Annotated in this window: 10 protein-coding genes; 6 read left to right on the top strand and 4 right to left on the bottom strand. The window is 45.6% G+C overall.

The annotated features are described in order from the left end of the window. The first annotated feature begins 81 nt into the window (after positions 1-81). On the top strand, positions 82-4,230 hold the full coding sequence (locus KI655_RS12440; protein ID WP_285405354.1) for an ATP-binding protein: 4,149 nt from the start codon (positions 82-84) through the stop codon (positions 4,228-4,230). Continuing rightward, positions 4,227-5,645, top strand: coding sequence for a PAS domain-containing protein (locus KI655_RS12435; RefSeq protein ID WP_285405351.1), 1,419 nt, complete (start codon positions 4,227-4,229; stop codon positions 5,643-5,645). The genes KI655_RS12440 and KI655_RS12435 overlap by 4 nt, the downstream gene beginning before the upstream one ends. A 159-nt stretch (positions 5,646-5,804) precedes the next feature. On the opposite strand, the gene KI655_RS12430 is transcribed toward KI655_RS12435, so the two are convergent. Together KI655_RS12430 and KI655_RS12425 are read right to left on the bottom strand one after the other, a co-directional pair. Next, positions 5,805-6,956 (bottom strand): MFS transporter, encoded by a 1,152-nt coding sequence (locus KI655_RS12430; protein ID WP_285405349.1) that lies wholly within the window; start codon positions 6,954-6,956, stop codon positions 5,805-5,807. 259 nt (positions 6,957-7,215) lie between these two features. Then, complete coding sequence (locus tag KI655_RS12425; protein WP_285405348.1) at positions 7,216-8,259, bottom strand: AraC family transcriptional regulator; 1,044 nt, start codon at positions 8,257-8,259, stop codon at positions 7,216-7,218. 255 nt (positions 8,260-8,514) lie between these two features. Between KI655_RS12425 and KI655_RS12420 the strand changes: the two genes are divergently transcribed. Further along, a complete protein-coding gene (locus tag KI655_RS12420; RefSeq protein WP_285405346.1) occupies positions 8,515-10,086 on the top strand; it encodes a long-chain fatty acid--CoA ligase in 1,572 nt (523 codons plus the stop codon). After that, on the top strand, positions 10,073-11,734 hold the full coding sequence (locus tag KI655_RS12415) for a GMC family oxidoreductase (RefSeq protein ID WP_285405344.1): 1,662 nt from the start codon (positions 10,073-10,075) through the stop codon (positions 11,732-11,734). The genes KI655_RS12420 and KI655_RS12415 overlap by 14 nt, the downstream gene beginning before the upstream one ends. 106 nt (positions 11,735-11,840) lie before the next feature. Here KI655_RS12415 and trxC read toward each other — a convergent pair whose 3' ends face one another. After that, on the bottom strand, positions 11,841-12,275 hold the full coding sequence (gene trxC, locus KI655_RS12410; RefSeq protein WP_285405342.1) for a thioredoxin TrxC: 435 nt from the start codon (positions 12,273-12,275) through the stop codon (positions 11,841-11,843). A gap of 123 nt (positions 12,276-12,398) precedes the next feature. On the opposite strand from trxC, the gene KI655_RS12405 reads away from it, so the two are divergent. After that, positions 12,399-13,493, top strand: coding sequence for a ketoacyl-ACP synthase III (locus KI655_RS12405; protein ID WP_285405340.1), 1,095 nt, complete (start codon positions 12,399-12,401; stop codon positions 13,491-13,493). Between the two features lie 19 nt (positions 13,494-13,512). Next, positions 13,513-13,977, top strand: coding sequence for a GNAT family N-acetyltransferase (locus KI655_RS12400; RefSeq protein ID WP_285405691.1), 465 nt, complete (start codon positions 13,513-13,515; stop codon positions 13,975-13,977). Between the two features lie 120 nt (positions 13,978-14,097). Here KI655_RS12400 and KI655_RS12395 read toward each other — a convergent pair whose 3' ends face one another. Continuing rightward, positions 14,098-14,976, bottom strand: coding sequence for an endonuclease/exonuclease/phosphatase family protein (locus KI655_RS12395; protein ID WP_285405338.1), 879 nt, complete (start codon positions 14,974-14,976; stop codon positions 14,098-14,100). Positions 14,977-15,124: the final 148 nt, after the last annotated feature.

Below are 15,124 nucleotides of genomic sequence, written 5' to 3'. Positions count from 1 at the left end.
CTGTTCCCTAAAGAACAGAACTAATCAAAAGTTGCATTTATACTGTACGCAATTCCATCTTGATAGGGTTGTACCTAATAAATGCTGAAGAACTGTATTCTTTTTGGTGTGAGACAATGGTTATTTCCATTGATTGCTTTGTTTGCTTGTGTCTCTATGCCACTGAAAGCGGACGAAGATTTTCTTGCCCAGAGCGCGCGTTCGGTACAAGGTACAACGCATTTAAACCCAGTTATTACTGTCGGCATACCTAAGGTTGATGTCTCTCAGGCCTACCATCGTGCAGGGGAAGATGTTGATCAGCTGCGTGCTTTTATGAAGTCGTACTGGCAGATGTGGGGTCAAGAGTTTGGCTACGACATTGAATTTCGTTATGCATCTTATCAGAGCCTCTATTCCGACCTGCTGGAAGGTCATGTTGATGTTCTGACGACAAGCACGTACAACACAAACCTAACCAAGTGGGTTAAGTTCAGCCTACCTTATATCCAAGTGCAAACCGCACTTTGGAAACGCGTCGGTGAGCAAAGAGAACAAGGTAAAGTTGGTTTTGTTCTCCCAAGCTCAATTAAGCCGACGGATTTTAATGTCGGATATGGCGTCGAGATTCATACCAACTCTACCGAAAAAGTTGTCGAGCGAGCAGAAGCGCTGAATTACATCTACAGTTGGGTTCCAAAAGAAGTGGATGTCGCGCTACAAGATCGTGGGTTGAGTGATCAGTTTTCCCGTATCGACACCAACAACCGCATCTCCATTCGTTCTATGACTCGCTTCGAAGACAGCGAGTTGATGCTGCTCGTGAATCAAGGGATACGTAACCTATCTGAAGAATTGACCCATGAGATGTGGTTCCAAATTACCGGTAATGGTAACGAATCATTCGATATTTTAGTGGGTTCATACATCAAAGATATCAACGAGAGCCAAGAGCGTAAGTTGGTTGAGCGACCAGTGCTGGAATATGCGTACATCGTCGATGGTGAAGAGCCTTACTTTATCGCCGAAGAGTTCTTTATTGAAGGTTACATTGTCGATGTGATGAGAAGCATCAGTCAAAGCCTAGGTATTACCTTTGTTGCCAAGCCGTACCACTCTTTTCAAGAGGCGATGGATGCGGTGAGGAATCGCGAAGTGGATATGTTCCCCGGTGTTTATAAAACCGACCAACGTTCAGCGAGCCTCGATTTCACCATGGATATCGATCGCACCCACCTTGCCATTGCCAGTGAAGAAGATTACTACGCCATCAGTCAACTCAAGGGTAAGCGCTTGGCGCTGGTCCGTGGCTTGCATGAAAACGAGTTGTTAGCTGAGCTACTTCCGGTAAACCCGATCATCTACCTAGATACAGCAGAAGAAGCGATGCGAGCCGTTGCTGAAGGGCGCGCTGACGCTTACGTTGGCAAGCTGTTAAATAGTGCTTATCTGGTGAATAAACATAAGCTGTTTACTCTAAACCTTCACAAAGCTGAAGACTTTGATACTGAGTTCTGGCCACGTATAGCGTTACCGAAAATGGAGAGCGAGTGGGTCAGCCTACTCAATATGGGTATCTATAGCTTGGGGGAGGGTTTTCAACAAAACTTGCAGAAGAAGTGGAAAGAGCACATTGTCTTTAGCCAAGAGTCGGAGCGTGTAAAGGCGCTCTACCAACAAGTCGTGATCGCAAGTGGCGTATTGATCGTCTTCTTGCTGATGTGTTTCATGTTCTATCGTCACCAACTTAGCCGACGTAAAGAGATCCAAGCGACGCTAGAGCAGGCATTAAAAGACGCAGAGCAAGCCAAACGTGAAGCGGAAGAACTAACTCTTGCTAAATCCGATTTCTTAGCGCGAATGAGTCATGAGATTCGTACGCCGATGAATGGGGTATTAGGCATGGCTGAAGCCTTGTCGTTTACCAAGCTAGATAAAGAGCAAGAGGACCTTCTTTACACATTGAATGGTTCGGCGCGTAACTTGATGGCGCTACTCAACGATGTCCTCGATTTCTCTAAGATGGATGCAGGAAAGCTGACACTCGAAAGTGTTAATTGTGAAGTCAATTCTTTGATGACCAGCGTCGTCGGCAACTTTAAACACAAAGCGACCGCGAAGGATCTGTCGATCAACAGTCGTGTTGACGCGCAAATTGGTGGTGCGTATCAGTGTGACTCGACGCGACTAATGCAGGTTCTCAACAACCTTGTGTCAAACTCCGTTAAGTTTACTCAACATGGCTTTGTCGAGCTGAGTGCACAGTTGATCGCGGCTGACTACAAACAAGACGACAACGGTGCTAGCTACGATTTGATTGGCTTCCAAGTCCGAGACAGTGGCATTGGTATCGCCAAAGAGAAGCTAGACACGCTGTTTGACCCGTTCGTTCAAGCCGATGGTGACATCACTCGTCGCTTTGGTGGTACAGGCTTAGGCTTAAGTATCTGTAATGAAATTGTCTCTGAGATGGGCGGGGAGATCCGAGTTTCCTCTGTGATCGGCCATGGCAGTTTGTTTAGCATCACATTACCACTGCAAGTTGACCGCTCGGTGGAAGTGGTTGAGCAAGGCGTCTCCTTTAGCGACCTGCCGACAGGTAATCAACTAGAGCAAATTAGAGTACTGTTTGCCGAAGACAATGAAGTGAACCGTAAAGTGATTGGTGGGCAGCTAAAGCGCTTAGGTGTGAATTTTGATACTGCTGAAAACGGGTTGATCGCTTATAACAAGTTCCTTGATGATCCGAGCTATGATGTGGTTCTGTCTGATTGTCATATGCCTGAAATGGATGGCTTTACGCTTGCGACGAAGATCTCGACTGAGTTTTCAGACAATAAACCACATTTGATTGCGATTACCGCCGATGCCCTCAGTGGCGCAGCTAAGCGTTGTATGGCGGCTGGCTTTGATGACTACATCTCCAAACCTTGCCCGCTAGATGTATTAGAAAGCAAACTGATACAGGTCACCAGTAAGCAACCTTTGGCGGAATCAGATTTCTCAGATGTCGACAACTCGCTGGTGGCTTGGTTAGATGCCAACAGTTTTGAGCCTGACAATCAGCACGATGAGCAAAGTATTGTTGATGCGTTCCATAATGAAGATATGGCGTCAGACCATTCATCATCAGCCTCTGAAGATCCTTTGATTGAGTCCGACTTTTCATGGATTGATGACCTTGAAGCATCATCTAACCAAGATTCAGAGTCACTAGAGTCTGAGCTCGATACTATTTGCGCTATCTCCGCACAACCGGATTTTTCTCTTAACGCAGTAGAAGCGGAGAGTGAAAGCCTACCTTGGAGAGAAATCGAAGCGGCGATCCACGACATAGAGAGTGATTCACCGCGCTTTGGGCTTAAGTCGCAAGGGGAAGAGGCGCAAGAAGATCAAGCCAAGAGCTCAGGAGTATTCAAAGACGTCGGTTCCGATGAATCTGAGCAGTCAGAGTTTCAATCCATGTTGAATGAATTTAACGGCTCAAATGATCAAGCAGAAGTAGAAAACAGTTCAGCAGAGCTTTCAGAGATAGAGCGCTTTGAACGCGAGATGGAACAGTTTGAGCTTGCGGTACAAAAAACGCAGATCGACTCTGGAGAGTTCAACGCCTCAGACTTTGAGCAGTTTGGCATTTTACCCGAACAATCACAAAACGTAGAAACCTTCTGGGACGAACCGCTATTTGACCAAACGAATGACAATGTACCGTTTGATTCTGGAGATGCTGCGACCAACATAACTTCGAATATTGATCCTTTTTCTGGTGAGAATAATGCACAACAAAGTGGATTAGAATTTGATGATGAAGATTTTCTCAATAAGCTTGGTTTGGCATCGAGTGAAGCATCAGGCATTCAGGAAATCTCTGGTACACCGGAAGAGTTGACGCTGCCTGACTATCAAGCCTTTGATGTCTCGCATGTCTTAGCGATGAGCGGTGATGATCATGAGATAGCCAACGATATCCTAACGACCTTCATTAAAAACTATCGCAACGATATTGCCGAGTTAGAGTCTGCTGGAGCGATTCAAGATGGGTCTTTTATTAAAGATACAGCGCATCGCATTAAGGGCAGTGCGTTATACCTTGGCAATGATCCATTGTCTGGTGTTGCCAAAGAACTAGAGAAGAGCTCCGCTAGAGGAGATCTGACGTATAGTGATGAGCGTATTGCCTTCATCACTAAGGGCTTGGCTCTGCTTGGACAAGAGATTGAAGAGTATTGTCACGAGCGTAGTCCATCGTGAATTCAATATCCTCTATACGTCACTCACTACGTTTGACGGTGGTGATCAATTGTCTGGTCGTGACCTGGGTCGCGTGTATCGTCGCAACAATTACCCTTGAACTTGAGCGAGAACACTGGAAAAACGGCTTAATTGATCAGTACCAAGATCTCGCGATGACCCATATCTCGAATGAGTTTTGGTCGCTGGAAGCGGATACTCAACGCCTGTTAAACGACAGTGCGATTGAACAGTTTATTCGCGATGGAGAGAATCGAGATCTCGCTATCGAGCACGGTGAACAGTTTCTTAGATCAAGTATGGCGAGCACAATCATTGTCCAAGACCGCATGGGCAAATTCATCCATCTTGACAGTGAAATGAATGAGTCGTTTGTGAAGGCTTTTCGAGAGCTGCATGAACCGGATCAACAAATGATCTTTTCACCATCAAGCAAGCTAGGTATCGACTTTATTGATGGCCGTATCTTTATGTTCGCGTGTATATCTGTACTTGATGAGCAGAAGGCGCGTCCCGCTGGATTACTTACGGTACTTCAAGAAGTTAACGCGGATATGCTCAAAAGAATGAGTATTAAGATCGGGAGACCGTTTCGCTTTCACTATACTGCTGCGGGTATGCGTTTAACTCAGGTGAGTTATGATCAAGGCTATAGTGTTTCCGTCGATGACGTGATCAAGGAGCAAGATGGCTTTCGCGCAGAGTATCGAGTCACGATGTCGGATGGGCGTGTACAGCCTGCCAATTTCGTGATCTCGTTTGATTCAGATAATTACGAAATTGTTGATCCTCGTTATTTGCTGCTTGGTTTGGTCTTTGGGATTCCATTAGTGAGTCTCGCGCTCTGGGTTGTGTTTAGTCGAAACGTTGTTAAACCCGTGAGTCATCTCATTGATTATATTACCGATGAGTCAACTTACAGTCGCGAGCAAGAAGACAAGCTCAGCTTAGATGAGCTACCGGAAGAGATGCGCTTGATCTATTCACGGTTCAAAAAGGTTTACATCAATATGTCTCGACAAAACCAATTTAGCCAAGTGTTGGTTGGGGCGATTGGCGACATCATTATTACGGTCGATAAAGAGGGTCGTATTTGTTACGCAAACCCTGCCGCTCGCGAATGGTTTGATGTTGAAGAAGCCTTACTTATCGGTCAGCCGTTGGAACTGTTTACCAGCAACATTAATCACGAAACGCCCGACGTTGCGACTTGGCTCTATACCAGTAACATTAAAAAGCAGCGTCTTATGTGTCGTGCTGAATTGGTGAACATCATCAGCAAAACCAGCATCTACCCATCGGATGTGATCGTACAACCTATTGACTCGGAAGTGAGTGCAGAGGATGTATCAACGTCCGTCGTTGTCATCCGCGTTAAAGATACGATCCCAGTAAAAGACTACATAACGGAATAAGGCGTTAAGTTACTCTTGCGATCGTTAACCACCAAATATTGAAACGAAAAGGCGCTGAATCTAGTGTGTGGAGATCACCAAGGGTTCAGCGCCTTTAGATATACAGCAGGTTGATGTTAAATCCGACTTAACTTAGTCGTCTTGCTTGCTCTGTAAAAACTACTCGCCTGCGATTTGTAGGTGAGAGCGCTTCAGACTTGCGATCAACATGTAGATGGTTGTTGCCAGTAAAGAAGCAAACAAGTAGGTAAACAAACCTGCTTGAGAATCCATAAAGCTATCCGCAACGATTGGACCCGCAACTGAGCCAACGCTGTAGCAAAGCAGCATCACTTGCGTCACAGACACCAAGTAGCTTGGGTCTAAGTTGCGACAGCCTAAGTTAATTGCAATTGGGTATAGTGCAAATGTCGCCATACCAAGCGCAAAAAGGCTCATACCTAACACATAAATACCAGAGTTAAGCGTCAGTACTGCAATGCTCGCTACACCCATCAAGCTAAATAGCGCCATCAGCAGAACTTGACCAACATACTTAGACAACCAAGTCACAACCGGTTGTATTGCCATGCCACCAATGATCACTAGCGCCATCAAACCACCGATGTCTTCGTGCGCAATGTTGCGCTGCTCTAGCTCTACAGGCATCAGACCGTAGATCGCACCTAACGTTAAGCCAGACACAATGCAGCCGATAAGCGCACTGTGGCTCAGTTTGCTGATTTGCTTAAGTGACAATGTTTGTGCGTCGTGCATCTGTGGTGCGGTTGCTTGACCGTATAGCAACACGATGATTGCGCCAAACAGCAGTGTGAACATCGCGATGAACGGCACGCCACCAGTGATACCTAAGTAACCAATGCCTAACTGACCAATAGCAGAGCCACCGTAAAGTGAACACATGTAAATAGCCAAGCGTTTTGCACGTTGAGACTCTTCTCCGCTCATTAGCCAAGATTCAACGATAACAAAGATACCCGCAACAGAGATACCGGCAATGAATCGAGCCGCTAACCAGACTGCCGCATTAGGAAGCATAGGCAGCACTAGAATCGTGGCAATAAATACACTTAGGCAGAGCACAAATGCACGTTGGTGACCAACTTTTGCAATCGCACGCTCAATCAGTAACGTGCCCGCTAATAGACCTGCATAGAACGCACTCGCCAACCAACTCGACAATGAGCTCTCTAGACCGTATTCAGATAACATTAATGGCAAAGAGCTCATCAAGTAACCTGATGCAATCGCGTAGAAAGAGAGTGCAATAACTGGAACGGTTATGCGAGTGTTGGTTTGGATGTTGTCCAATGCGGGAGCCTCTATATAGTCGTGGAGCAGTGAATTTTCCGCGACTATGGGGCACAAATGGTTTTAGGTAAAACGAATAAAAATGACCGTTAAGATAAAGGATTTTTATCGCTCTATTTGTGCAAAAGAACTGCACTGAGTGGAGCAGGAAAGATGGGTTTTTGTGCGTAAATTAAGACTAATTGTTTGTGAATACTCCAAAATATTGAGCGCGATTTCCTCTAAAGAAAACGTGGAAGAACTTGATTAAAGAGTTGGTTTACTCAATAGGCGATTCACTAAGTACACTCTTGCGATAAGCTCTAGGCGCAACGCCACTCCATTTACGAAATGCGTGCCGGAAGTTAGCGCTGTCAGAAAAACCGATACGCTCCGAGATCTCCTCAATAGAGAATTGTGTCGAGTTTAGATAGTGTTTTGCTAAGTGAAATCGTACATGATCGAGGATCTGCTGGTAGCTGGTGCCGTTGGTCTTTAAATGACGCCTTAATGTCCGAGACGACATGCCTAACTGCTTGGATAGAGTTTCGATTGAAGGGTAGTTACCCGGGTTCTCTAGGAAGCGCTGCGTTACTTGTTCACGAAGGTTACTCGGTGAACTGATTTTCTTTAATAGATCATCACAGGAGTTCAGGCACATTTTCAGAGTCACAGGGTTCGCTGTGGGTAGCGGCGCGTATAGGCATTCAGAGTCAAACTCCCATTCTAACTGTGGGCTGTTGAACTCCACTTTGCAATGAAATACCTCTTGATAACGGTGGCCATACTCTGGTTCTGGATACGGAAAACGGATCACCTTGGAAGGAAAAGGGTGTTGCATCACTTCTTCACACAAACTTTGAATGGCGGCAAACCAATATTCACAGCAAAAGGGCAGTAAACCTTCAATATCGACTAACTGCTCTGCACGGAAATAGCCAGTTTTCTCGTTCACGGCCATGGTCTTTTTTAATACAGGCCCAGCTAGCTTCAAGTATTTAAATCCCATCAATAGAGAGTCGAGCAGGGTATTGCTACTGAACACGGCATAACCCAACACGCCAAAGTCGCTAAATCGGGCTTGAAGTCCTACATTAAGGCCGAGGTCCTTTTCTTCGGTGATCGCGAGCGCGTTGCTGTAGACGGCCAGTTTTTGAGCTAGGGACACGTGGGCATCCGGCGCAGTTAATTGTATAGGCGCGATATGGCTACCTTCGAGCAATTCTGGGATAGCAACTCGAGTGTCTAAATAGCGCAGCAACAGTTGAATATCTAAGATACCAAATGCTTGCATATCGGGTTCATAAACCGCGCATTGCTCCATAGTCGTCCTCCAAATCTCACCTTAAAACGATAACTCTGCTAATAGATGTGTCCGAATATCACCGTTTTTTGTCTTTATGCAACCTGTGTTGAATGTTATCAAAATGTTGTAATCATAAAAGTCAGATGAGTGTCAAAGGAGACATAGAGTCCTAAAAACATTCGTTAACCGCGATTAAATTTGAAATGGATCTTGCTGGTGGCGGTAGCTTGGCTTTACTTAGTTACATTGTCACCTATTAATAAGGAGAGCATGATGCACAACCTAGCAGTAAATCTAGAGCGAAGCGCAAGCATTTTTCCATCCAAGCCAGCACTACGCTGGCAAGATAAACAAATGAGTTATCAAGAGCTTAATAAGCTGGCGGGCAGAGTCGCGTTTCACTTAAAACAGATTGGAACCAATCAAGGCGATAAAGTTGCGCTGTCTTGCCCGAACACCGCTGAATTTGTCATCGCCTATTACGGTATTCTTAAAGCTGGTGGCGTCGTCGTCCCTCTCAATATCTTATTTAAAGCTCGTGAAGTTGAATATCATCTTAAGGATTCAGACGCTAAGGTCTTCCTGTGCCACCAAGGGGATAAAACTCTGCCTATCGCTGAATTCGGTAAAGCGGGTTTTGACCAAGCTGAAAAATGTGAGCACTTTGTGTTGATGAATGACGTGACTTCAGACATCGATACGCTATTTAAACTCTGGTTAGAAAATGATGCGAGTGAATCCGTAGAAGAGACGCAGGTTGTGGCGGGTGACGACACAGCCGTCATTCTCTATACCTCTGGAACAACCGGTCAGCCAAAGGGCGCAGAACTGTCTCACACCAATATGCTGACTAATGCCATGTCGTCACAATATCTAATGAGACTCGAATACAGCGATACCACACTCGCAACACTGCCACTGTTTCACAGTTTTGGGCAAACGGTAATGATGAACGCGAGCATTCTAACGGGTGCGACGATTGTAATGATTCAGCGCTTTGATCCTTTGGATGTGATTGAACAGATCATTGAGCATAAAGTGAGTGTGTTTGCTGGAGTGCCTACCATGTATATGGCTATGCTTAAAGCAGGACAAGCATGTCAGGAACGCTCTGATAAAGTTAAACATAGCCTACGGCTTGGTGTTTCTGGAGGCTCATCGATGCCTGTCGAGACCATTCGCCAATTTGAAAAACAGTTTGAATTACCCATTTTAGAAGGCTATGGACTATCAGAGACCGCACCTGTGGCAACCTTTAATCATATTGATGGGGACAGAGTGGCGGGTAGCGTCGGGCAACCTTTATGTGGTCACCTTGTTAAGGTCACAGATGTTGAAGGAAACAGAGTTGCCATTGGGGAGTTGGGCGAAATCTGCATTAAGAGCCCAAGTGTCATGAAAGGCTACTACAAGAGACCACAGGCAACACAGGAGAGCATTCGAGACGGATGGTTTTTAACTGGTGATATCGGTAGGCTGGATGATCACGGTAACTTGTTTATTGTTGATCGCGTGAAAGACATGATTATTCGTGGCGGTTATAACGTCTATCCTCGTGAGGTTGAAGAGGTGTTGATGTGCCACCCAGATGTCGAAATGGCCGCGGTCGTTGGGGCGCCGCATGACAAGCTTGGTGAAGAGGTTCACGCACACGTGGTGGTTCGTGAGCTCGCCTCTGTAAATGCCAAAGAGATTCAAACATGGTGCCGAAGCCAATTGGCAGACTATAAATATCCACGCCATGTGTATATACGCACAATATTACCAATGACGGCAACGGGTAAGATCCTTAAACGCGAACTGAGCCCGACACAAGGGAAGGAGTACATCAATGACGCAGTATGATTTCATTATTGTCGGTGGTGGTTCAGCGGGCTGTGTGTTGGCGTCACGACTTTCCGAAGATCCGAACGTAGAAGTGTGTCTGCTAGAGGCTGGTGGTAAGGACAATAGCCCACTGATTCATACTCCAGTTGGCGTTGCCGCGATTATGCCGACGAAGATCCACAATTGGGGCTTTGAGACGGTTCCACAACCGGGCTTGAATGGACGTAAAGGTTATCAGCCGCGAGGGAAAACCTTAGGTGGATCAAGCTCAATCAATGCCATGATGTACGCACGTGGTCATCAATATGATTACGACCTATGGCAAGAGTTGGGTAACTCAGGTTGGAGCTACCAAGAGTGTTTGCTGTATTTTAAGAAAGCTGAGAACAACGAACAACATCATGACGATTATCATGGTCAGGGAGGGCCGCTCAATGTGGCGAACCTTCGCAGCCCAAGTCGAATGATTGAGCGTTATTTAGATGCTTGTGAATCTATCGGTGTACCACGAAATACAGACATTAATGGTGCGGAACAATTTGGTGCAATGGCCACACAGGTAACACAGGTCAACGGAGAGCGATGCAGCGCCGCCAAAGCATACCTAACCCCGAACTTAGCAAGATCTAACCTAACTGTTGTGACCAATGCGACTGTACATAAAATCCTTTTTGAAGGAAAAACAGCAGTGGGTATTGAATATGGCTCCAAAGGGCAAGTATTTCAGATAGGTGCACGCAAAGAAGTGATTCTTTCGGCCGGTGCATTCGGTTCGCCACAGATTCTTATGTTATCGGGTGTTGGCGCGAGTGAGGAACTGGCAAAGCATGATATACCTGTTGTGCATGAACTCGCGGGCGTTGGGCAAAACCTACAAGATCACATCGATCTCATCCACAGCTACAAGTGCAGTGATAAGTATGAGACGTTTGGCATTTCGCTGCAAATGAGCGCCGACATGACTAAAGCGCTACCGTTATGGCTTAAACAGCGAACGGGAAAAATGACCAGTAATTTTGCCGAAGGTATTGGCTTCTTTTATTCAGATGATGACCTAACGGTGCCTGATCTTGAATTTGTGTTTGTGGTAGCGGTTGTCGATGACCATGCAAGAAAGATTCATATGAGTCATGGGTTTAGCTCACATGTGACCTTATTGAGACCAAAAAGCCGAGGTGAGGTGACGTTAACAAGCGGTAATCCATATGATCCTCCCAAGATAGACCCTGCCTTCTTTAGTGATCCAGAAGATATGGAAGTGATGATAAAAGGGTGGAAGAAACAACATCAAATGTTGGAAAGTGCCGCGTTTGATGATGTACGGGGAGCCAACTTTTATCCAGTCGATGCAATGGATGACCAAGCAATAGAACAGGACATTCGAAACCGCGCAGATACGCAGTACCACCCTGTGGGCACATGTAAAATGGGCGTGGTAGATGATCCGAATGCCGTGGTTGACGAAAACCTAAAGGTATATGGTTTGAATCACTTACGTGTGGTCGATGCTTCCATCATGCCAACCTTGGTTGGGGCGAACACCAATGCACCGACAATCATGATTGCGGAAAAGATTTCTGACCAGATCAAAAAGGAATATGGCTTGTGTGAATCACGAAAATCAGAAGTGGGTGAGACCACAGGAGAGAGTGAGTTAGCAATCTAACTAACCGCACTTCAAGGCATCACATAATTATTGATACCAGAGTTTGAGAATTTAGACGGGATTAAAAGAAGAGTCAGAACAGTGAGGCTGTTCTGACTCTTAGTGTTTATTTGGTTAACGCTTGATTAAGCCATTGATCAAATTGACCTTTTGGCAGTGCACCGTTGATGGTATCAACCACTTTGCCTTGCTTAAACACCATCACGGTCGGAATACTACGAATCGCATACTGAGCCGCGAGCTGTTGTTGGTCTTCAGTATTGATCTTCACAAAGCGTACATTTCCGTTACGCTCTGCAGCAACATCACTGAATACTGGCGCGAACCCCACGCAAGGGTTACACCACGTTGCCCAGAAATCGACCACCACAGGCTGGTCACTATCGAGCAGTGTTGAAAAGTTCACGCTTGTCCCTTCTATTGGCGCACCGTCTAATAATGGGCTTTTGCACTTACCACAGGTTGGGCTTTCTGAGACTCGCTCTGAAGGGACACGATTAACACCCTGACAGGCAGGGCAACGAGTATTGAATGTAGACATAACTTTCTCTTTTTTATTGCTTCACTTTGACCAACACGATTTACGAATTGCTCACTGTGTGCTTATACTGTTTGAAACAACAATACGATACTCAAATAAAAACAAACAATAAATAGGTAAATGATGACAAAGTTTTACGCTGAAATTACCGGGTGGGGAAAGTGTCTACCGCCATCGACGCTCTCCAATGATGACCTCAGTACTTTTATCGATACGTCTGACGAGTGGATTCGTACAAGAACAGGGATTGAAAACAGAAGAATCAGCCATGTAAACACATCGGATTTAGCTACCGTAGCTGCTCAACATGCGATGGCGTGTGCAGGCCTAACGGCAGAAGATATCGACATCGTCATTGTCGCGACATGCTCTCCAGACTCCCTTATCCCGAATACAGCTTCTAAGGTTCAACAAAATCTGGGTATCAAAAGCGCTGCAGCATTTGATTTAAACGCTGCATGTACCGGCTTTATCTATGGTTTAGAAACCGCAACTCGCTTAATTCAAGCAGGTAACTACCGAAACGCGATTGTAATTGGTGCAGAAAGACTCTCATTCTTCATCGACTGGACAAAGCGTGATACCGCAGTACTGTTTGGTGATGGTGCGGGCGCAGCGGTGTTATCGCGTACTGAGAAACCAGTAGGTCTACAAGAGGCTCAAATCGGCTGTGACGCGGAAGGTCGCGACATCCTTGCTGTACCTAAGTTTGGTACTTCAATGGATCGCTTTGCTGCAGATAACGGCTACTGGGACTTTGACTTCGTTGGAAAAGAGATCTTTAAGCGTGCAGTGAAAGGCATGGGCGCAGCCGCTCATACCGTTCTGAGCCGTACCGGTATCTCAACGGAAAACATTGATGTCGTCATCCCGCACCAAGCGAATATCCGCATCATTCAAACATTGTGTGATATGGCTGGTATTGAGAGAGAAAAGGCGTTCGTCAATATTCAAAACTACGGCAACACTTCTGCTGCGACTGTTCCAATTGCAATGTGTGAAGCCCTTGAGCAAGGTGCAGTTAAGCCGGGTGCGAATATTCTGGTTGCTGCGTTTGGTGCAGGTCTTACATGGGGCGCAGGGCATATCACGTGGGGGGATCGTGTAGAGCCTCTTGCTACTTCCGATGCGGTTCTGCCTGAAAACGACCAGACTGCGCTAGAGTTGCTTGAGAAAGCAATTTTACACTGTAAAACGCGCCCTAACTCAGAGATGTAATGTTATGAACGTGAGGTTAATGCAAGCTGCCGATCTTGATGGTGCAGCAAGAGTTCATCAACAAGCGTTTGTGCGTCAAACCAAGTCAAAAGAGTGGTTACAGTGTAACCTAAATGCTTCACCACGTTTCATTAACTTGGTATTAGAGCTTGATGGCGAGATTCAAGGCTACATTATCTGGGTTCAAAAGAGCGGATTTCGTCCTGAAGCGGTCTTGGAACTGGAACAGTTAGCTATTGCGACTGAGCATCAAGGAAAGGGACTCGGCCGTACACTGATTCTTGATTCATTAAAAGTGGTCAAAGAACTGTTAGCAGAGCAAGGCTCTACGCTTAAACACGTACTCGTTACCACTAGAGCAGACAACTTTGCACAGCAACTGTATAAGTCGACACTTGGTGCAGAGGTAGAGACGACTATCTCAAATCTATATTCGGCTGATGAAGTGCTGATGATCGCACGAAACGTAGGCCAACGTATCTAGGCAGGTTCTTCGCTACTAGAAAACGTTTTACTATTAGAACGCCCGTAGAGATTTCTATCTTTGCGGGCGTTTTTGTTACCTACCTACCTTTATTTTAGCCTTTAGGCCTACAGTTGAGATCTAAGGTTTTATCTGTGTTGATACAGGGCAGTGATCACTTAGAAAGTAGTCGAGCACATCATGAGAAGGGAACACGTATTGCTTTGTCGATGACGTGTTGAGATCCTCACTCACGATTATGTGATCAATCAGTGAGCGGAATTGATGGGTTTTGTTCTTGTTTCGGTTAGAACGCACTTTACACTCAGCACGCGTAGAGCGAGTCGCTAACTGTGCTTGGTTGTTTTCACTCAGTACAGACCAAAGCCAATCACCACGGTAGGATAGGTTGTGATTGAAGTCTCCCAGTACCGCGTAGGCCTGCTGTTTCTCTTCACGCTCTACTATCCAATCATTTAATACCTTAGCTTGCTGCTTGAGTCGATCGCAGTTGTTATTGCGCTTGTAGGCGCCGCTACATCCCGCTTTTAAGTGTACCGAGAGCAAATGTATGGGTTTATCATGAAGCTCCGCTACAATGTAGCTTGCAAACCTAAGTTTACTGCCAGAGCGTGTTTCAAGCTTTAAGTCGGGCTTATTAACGACATTAATATTTTGCCTAACAGCGAAGCCTGTGTATTGGTTTACATCTGAGAACTGGTTCGCTTTGTATCGGTTAGATGCTCGGTCAGACATCACGATACGAAAATCAGGACCAACAACGCGCTTTATAGCCTCAATATTATCGACCTCTTGGAATGCCATCACATCGCTATTGAGTTGCTTAAAGTGGTAAGAGAGTTGGTTGAAATCTTTCTCCTTACGAAGCTCACTCATTTTATTCACAGCCTCATTGGTTGATAACCATTCAATATTCCAACTTGATATGCTTAGAGGTGCACTTAAAGCGGTACTACTAAATAGGCAGGTGGTGATAACCCACTTTTGAAGTCTATTCACGGCGTTTTTCTCTGAATTTTGTATTGATTTTCCCTGAGCCGTTATCCTACAACACTTGGCAAAAATTCAAGGCTTTTTAGCCACTTTTTTATTGTTACATTGTTTCTTTTTCGACTTGAGAGATAACGTCATAAGATTGAATTGATCT

This window comes from Vibrio sp. D404a (genome assembly GCF_030248535.1).
Taxonomy (GTDB): domain Bacteria; phylum Pseudomonadota; class Gammaproteobacteria; order Enterobacterales; family Vibrionaceae; genus Vibrio.
The sequence above is the reverse complement of the archived record's forward strand: the minus strand, read 5'-3'. Positions and strand labels throughout refer to the sequence as shown.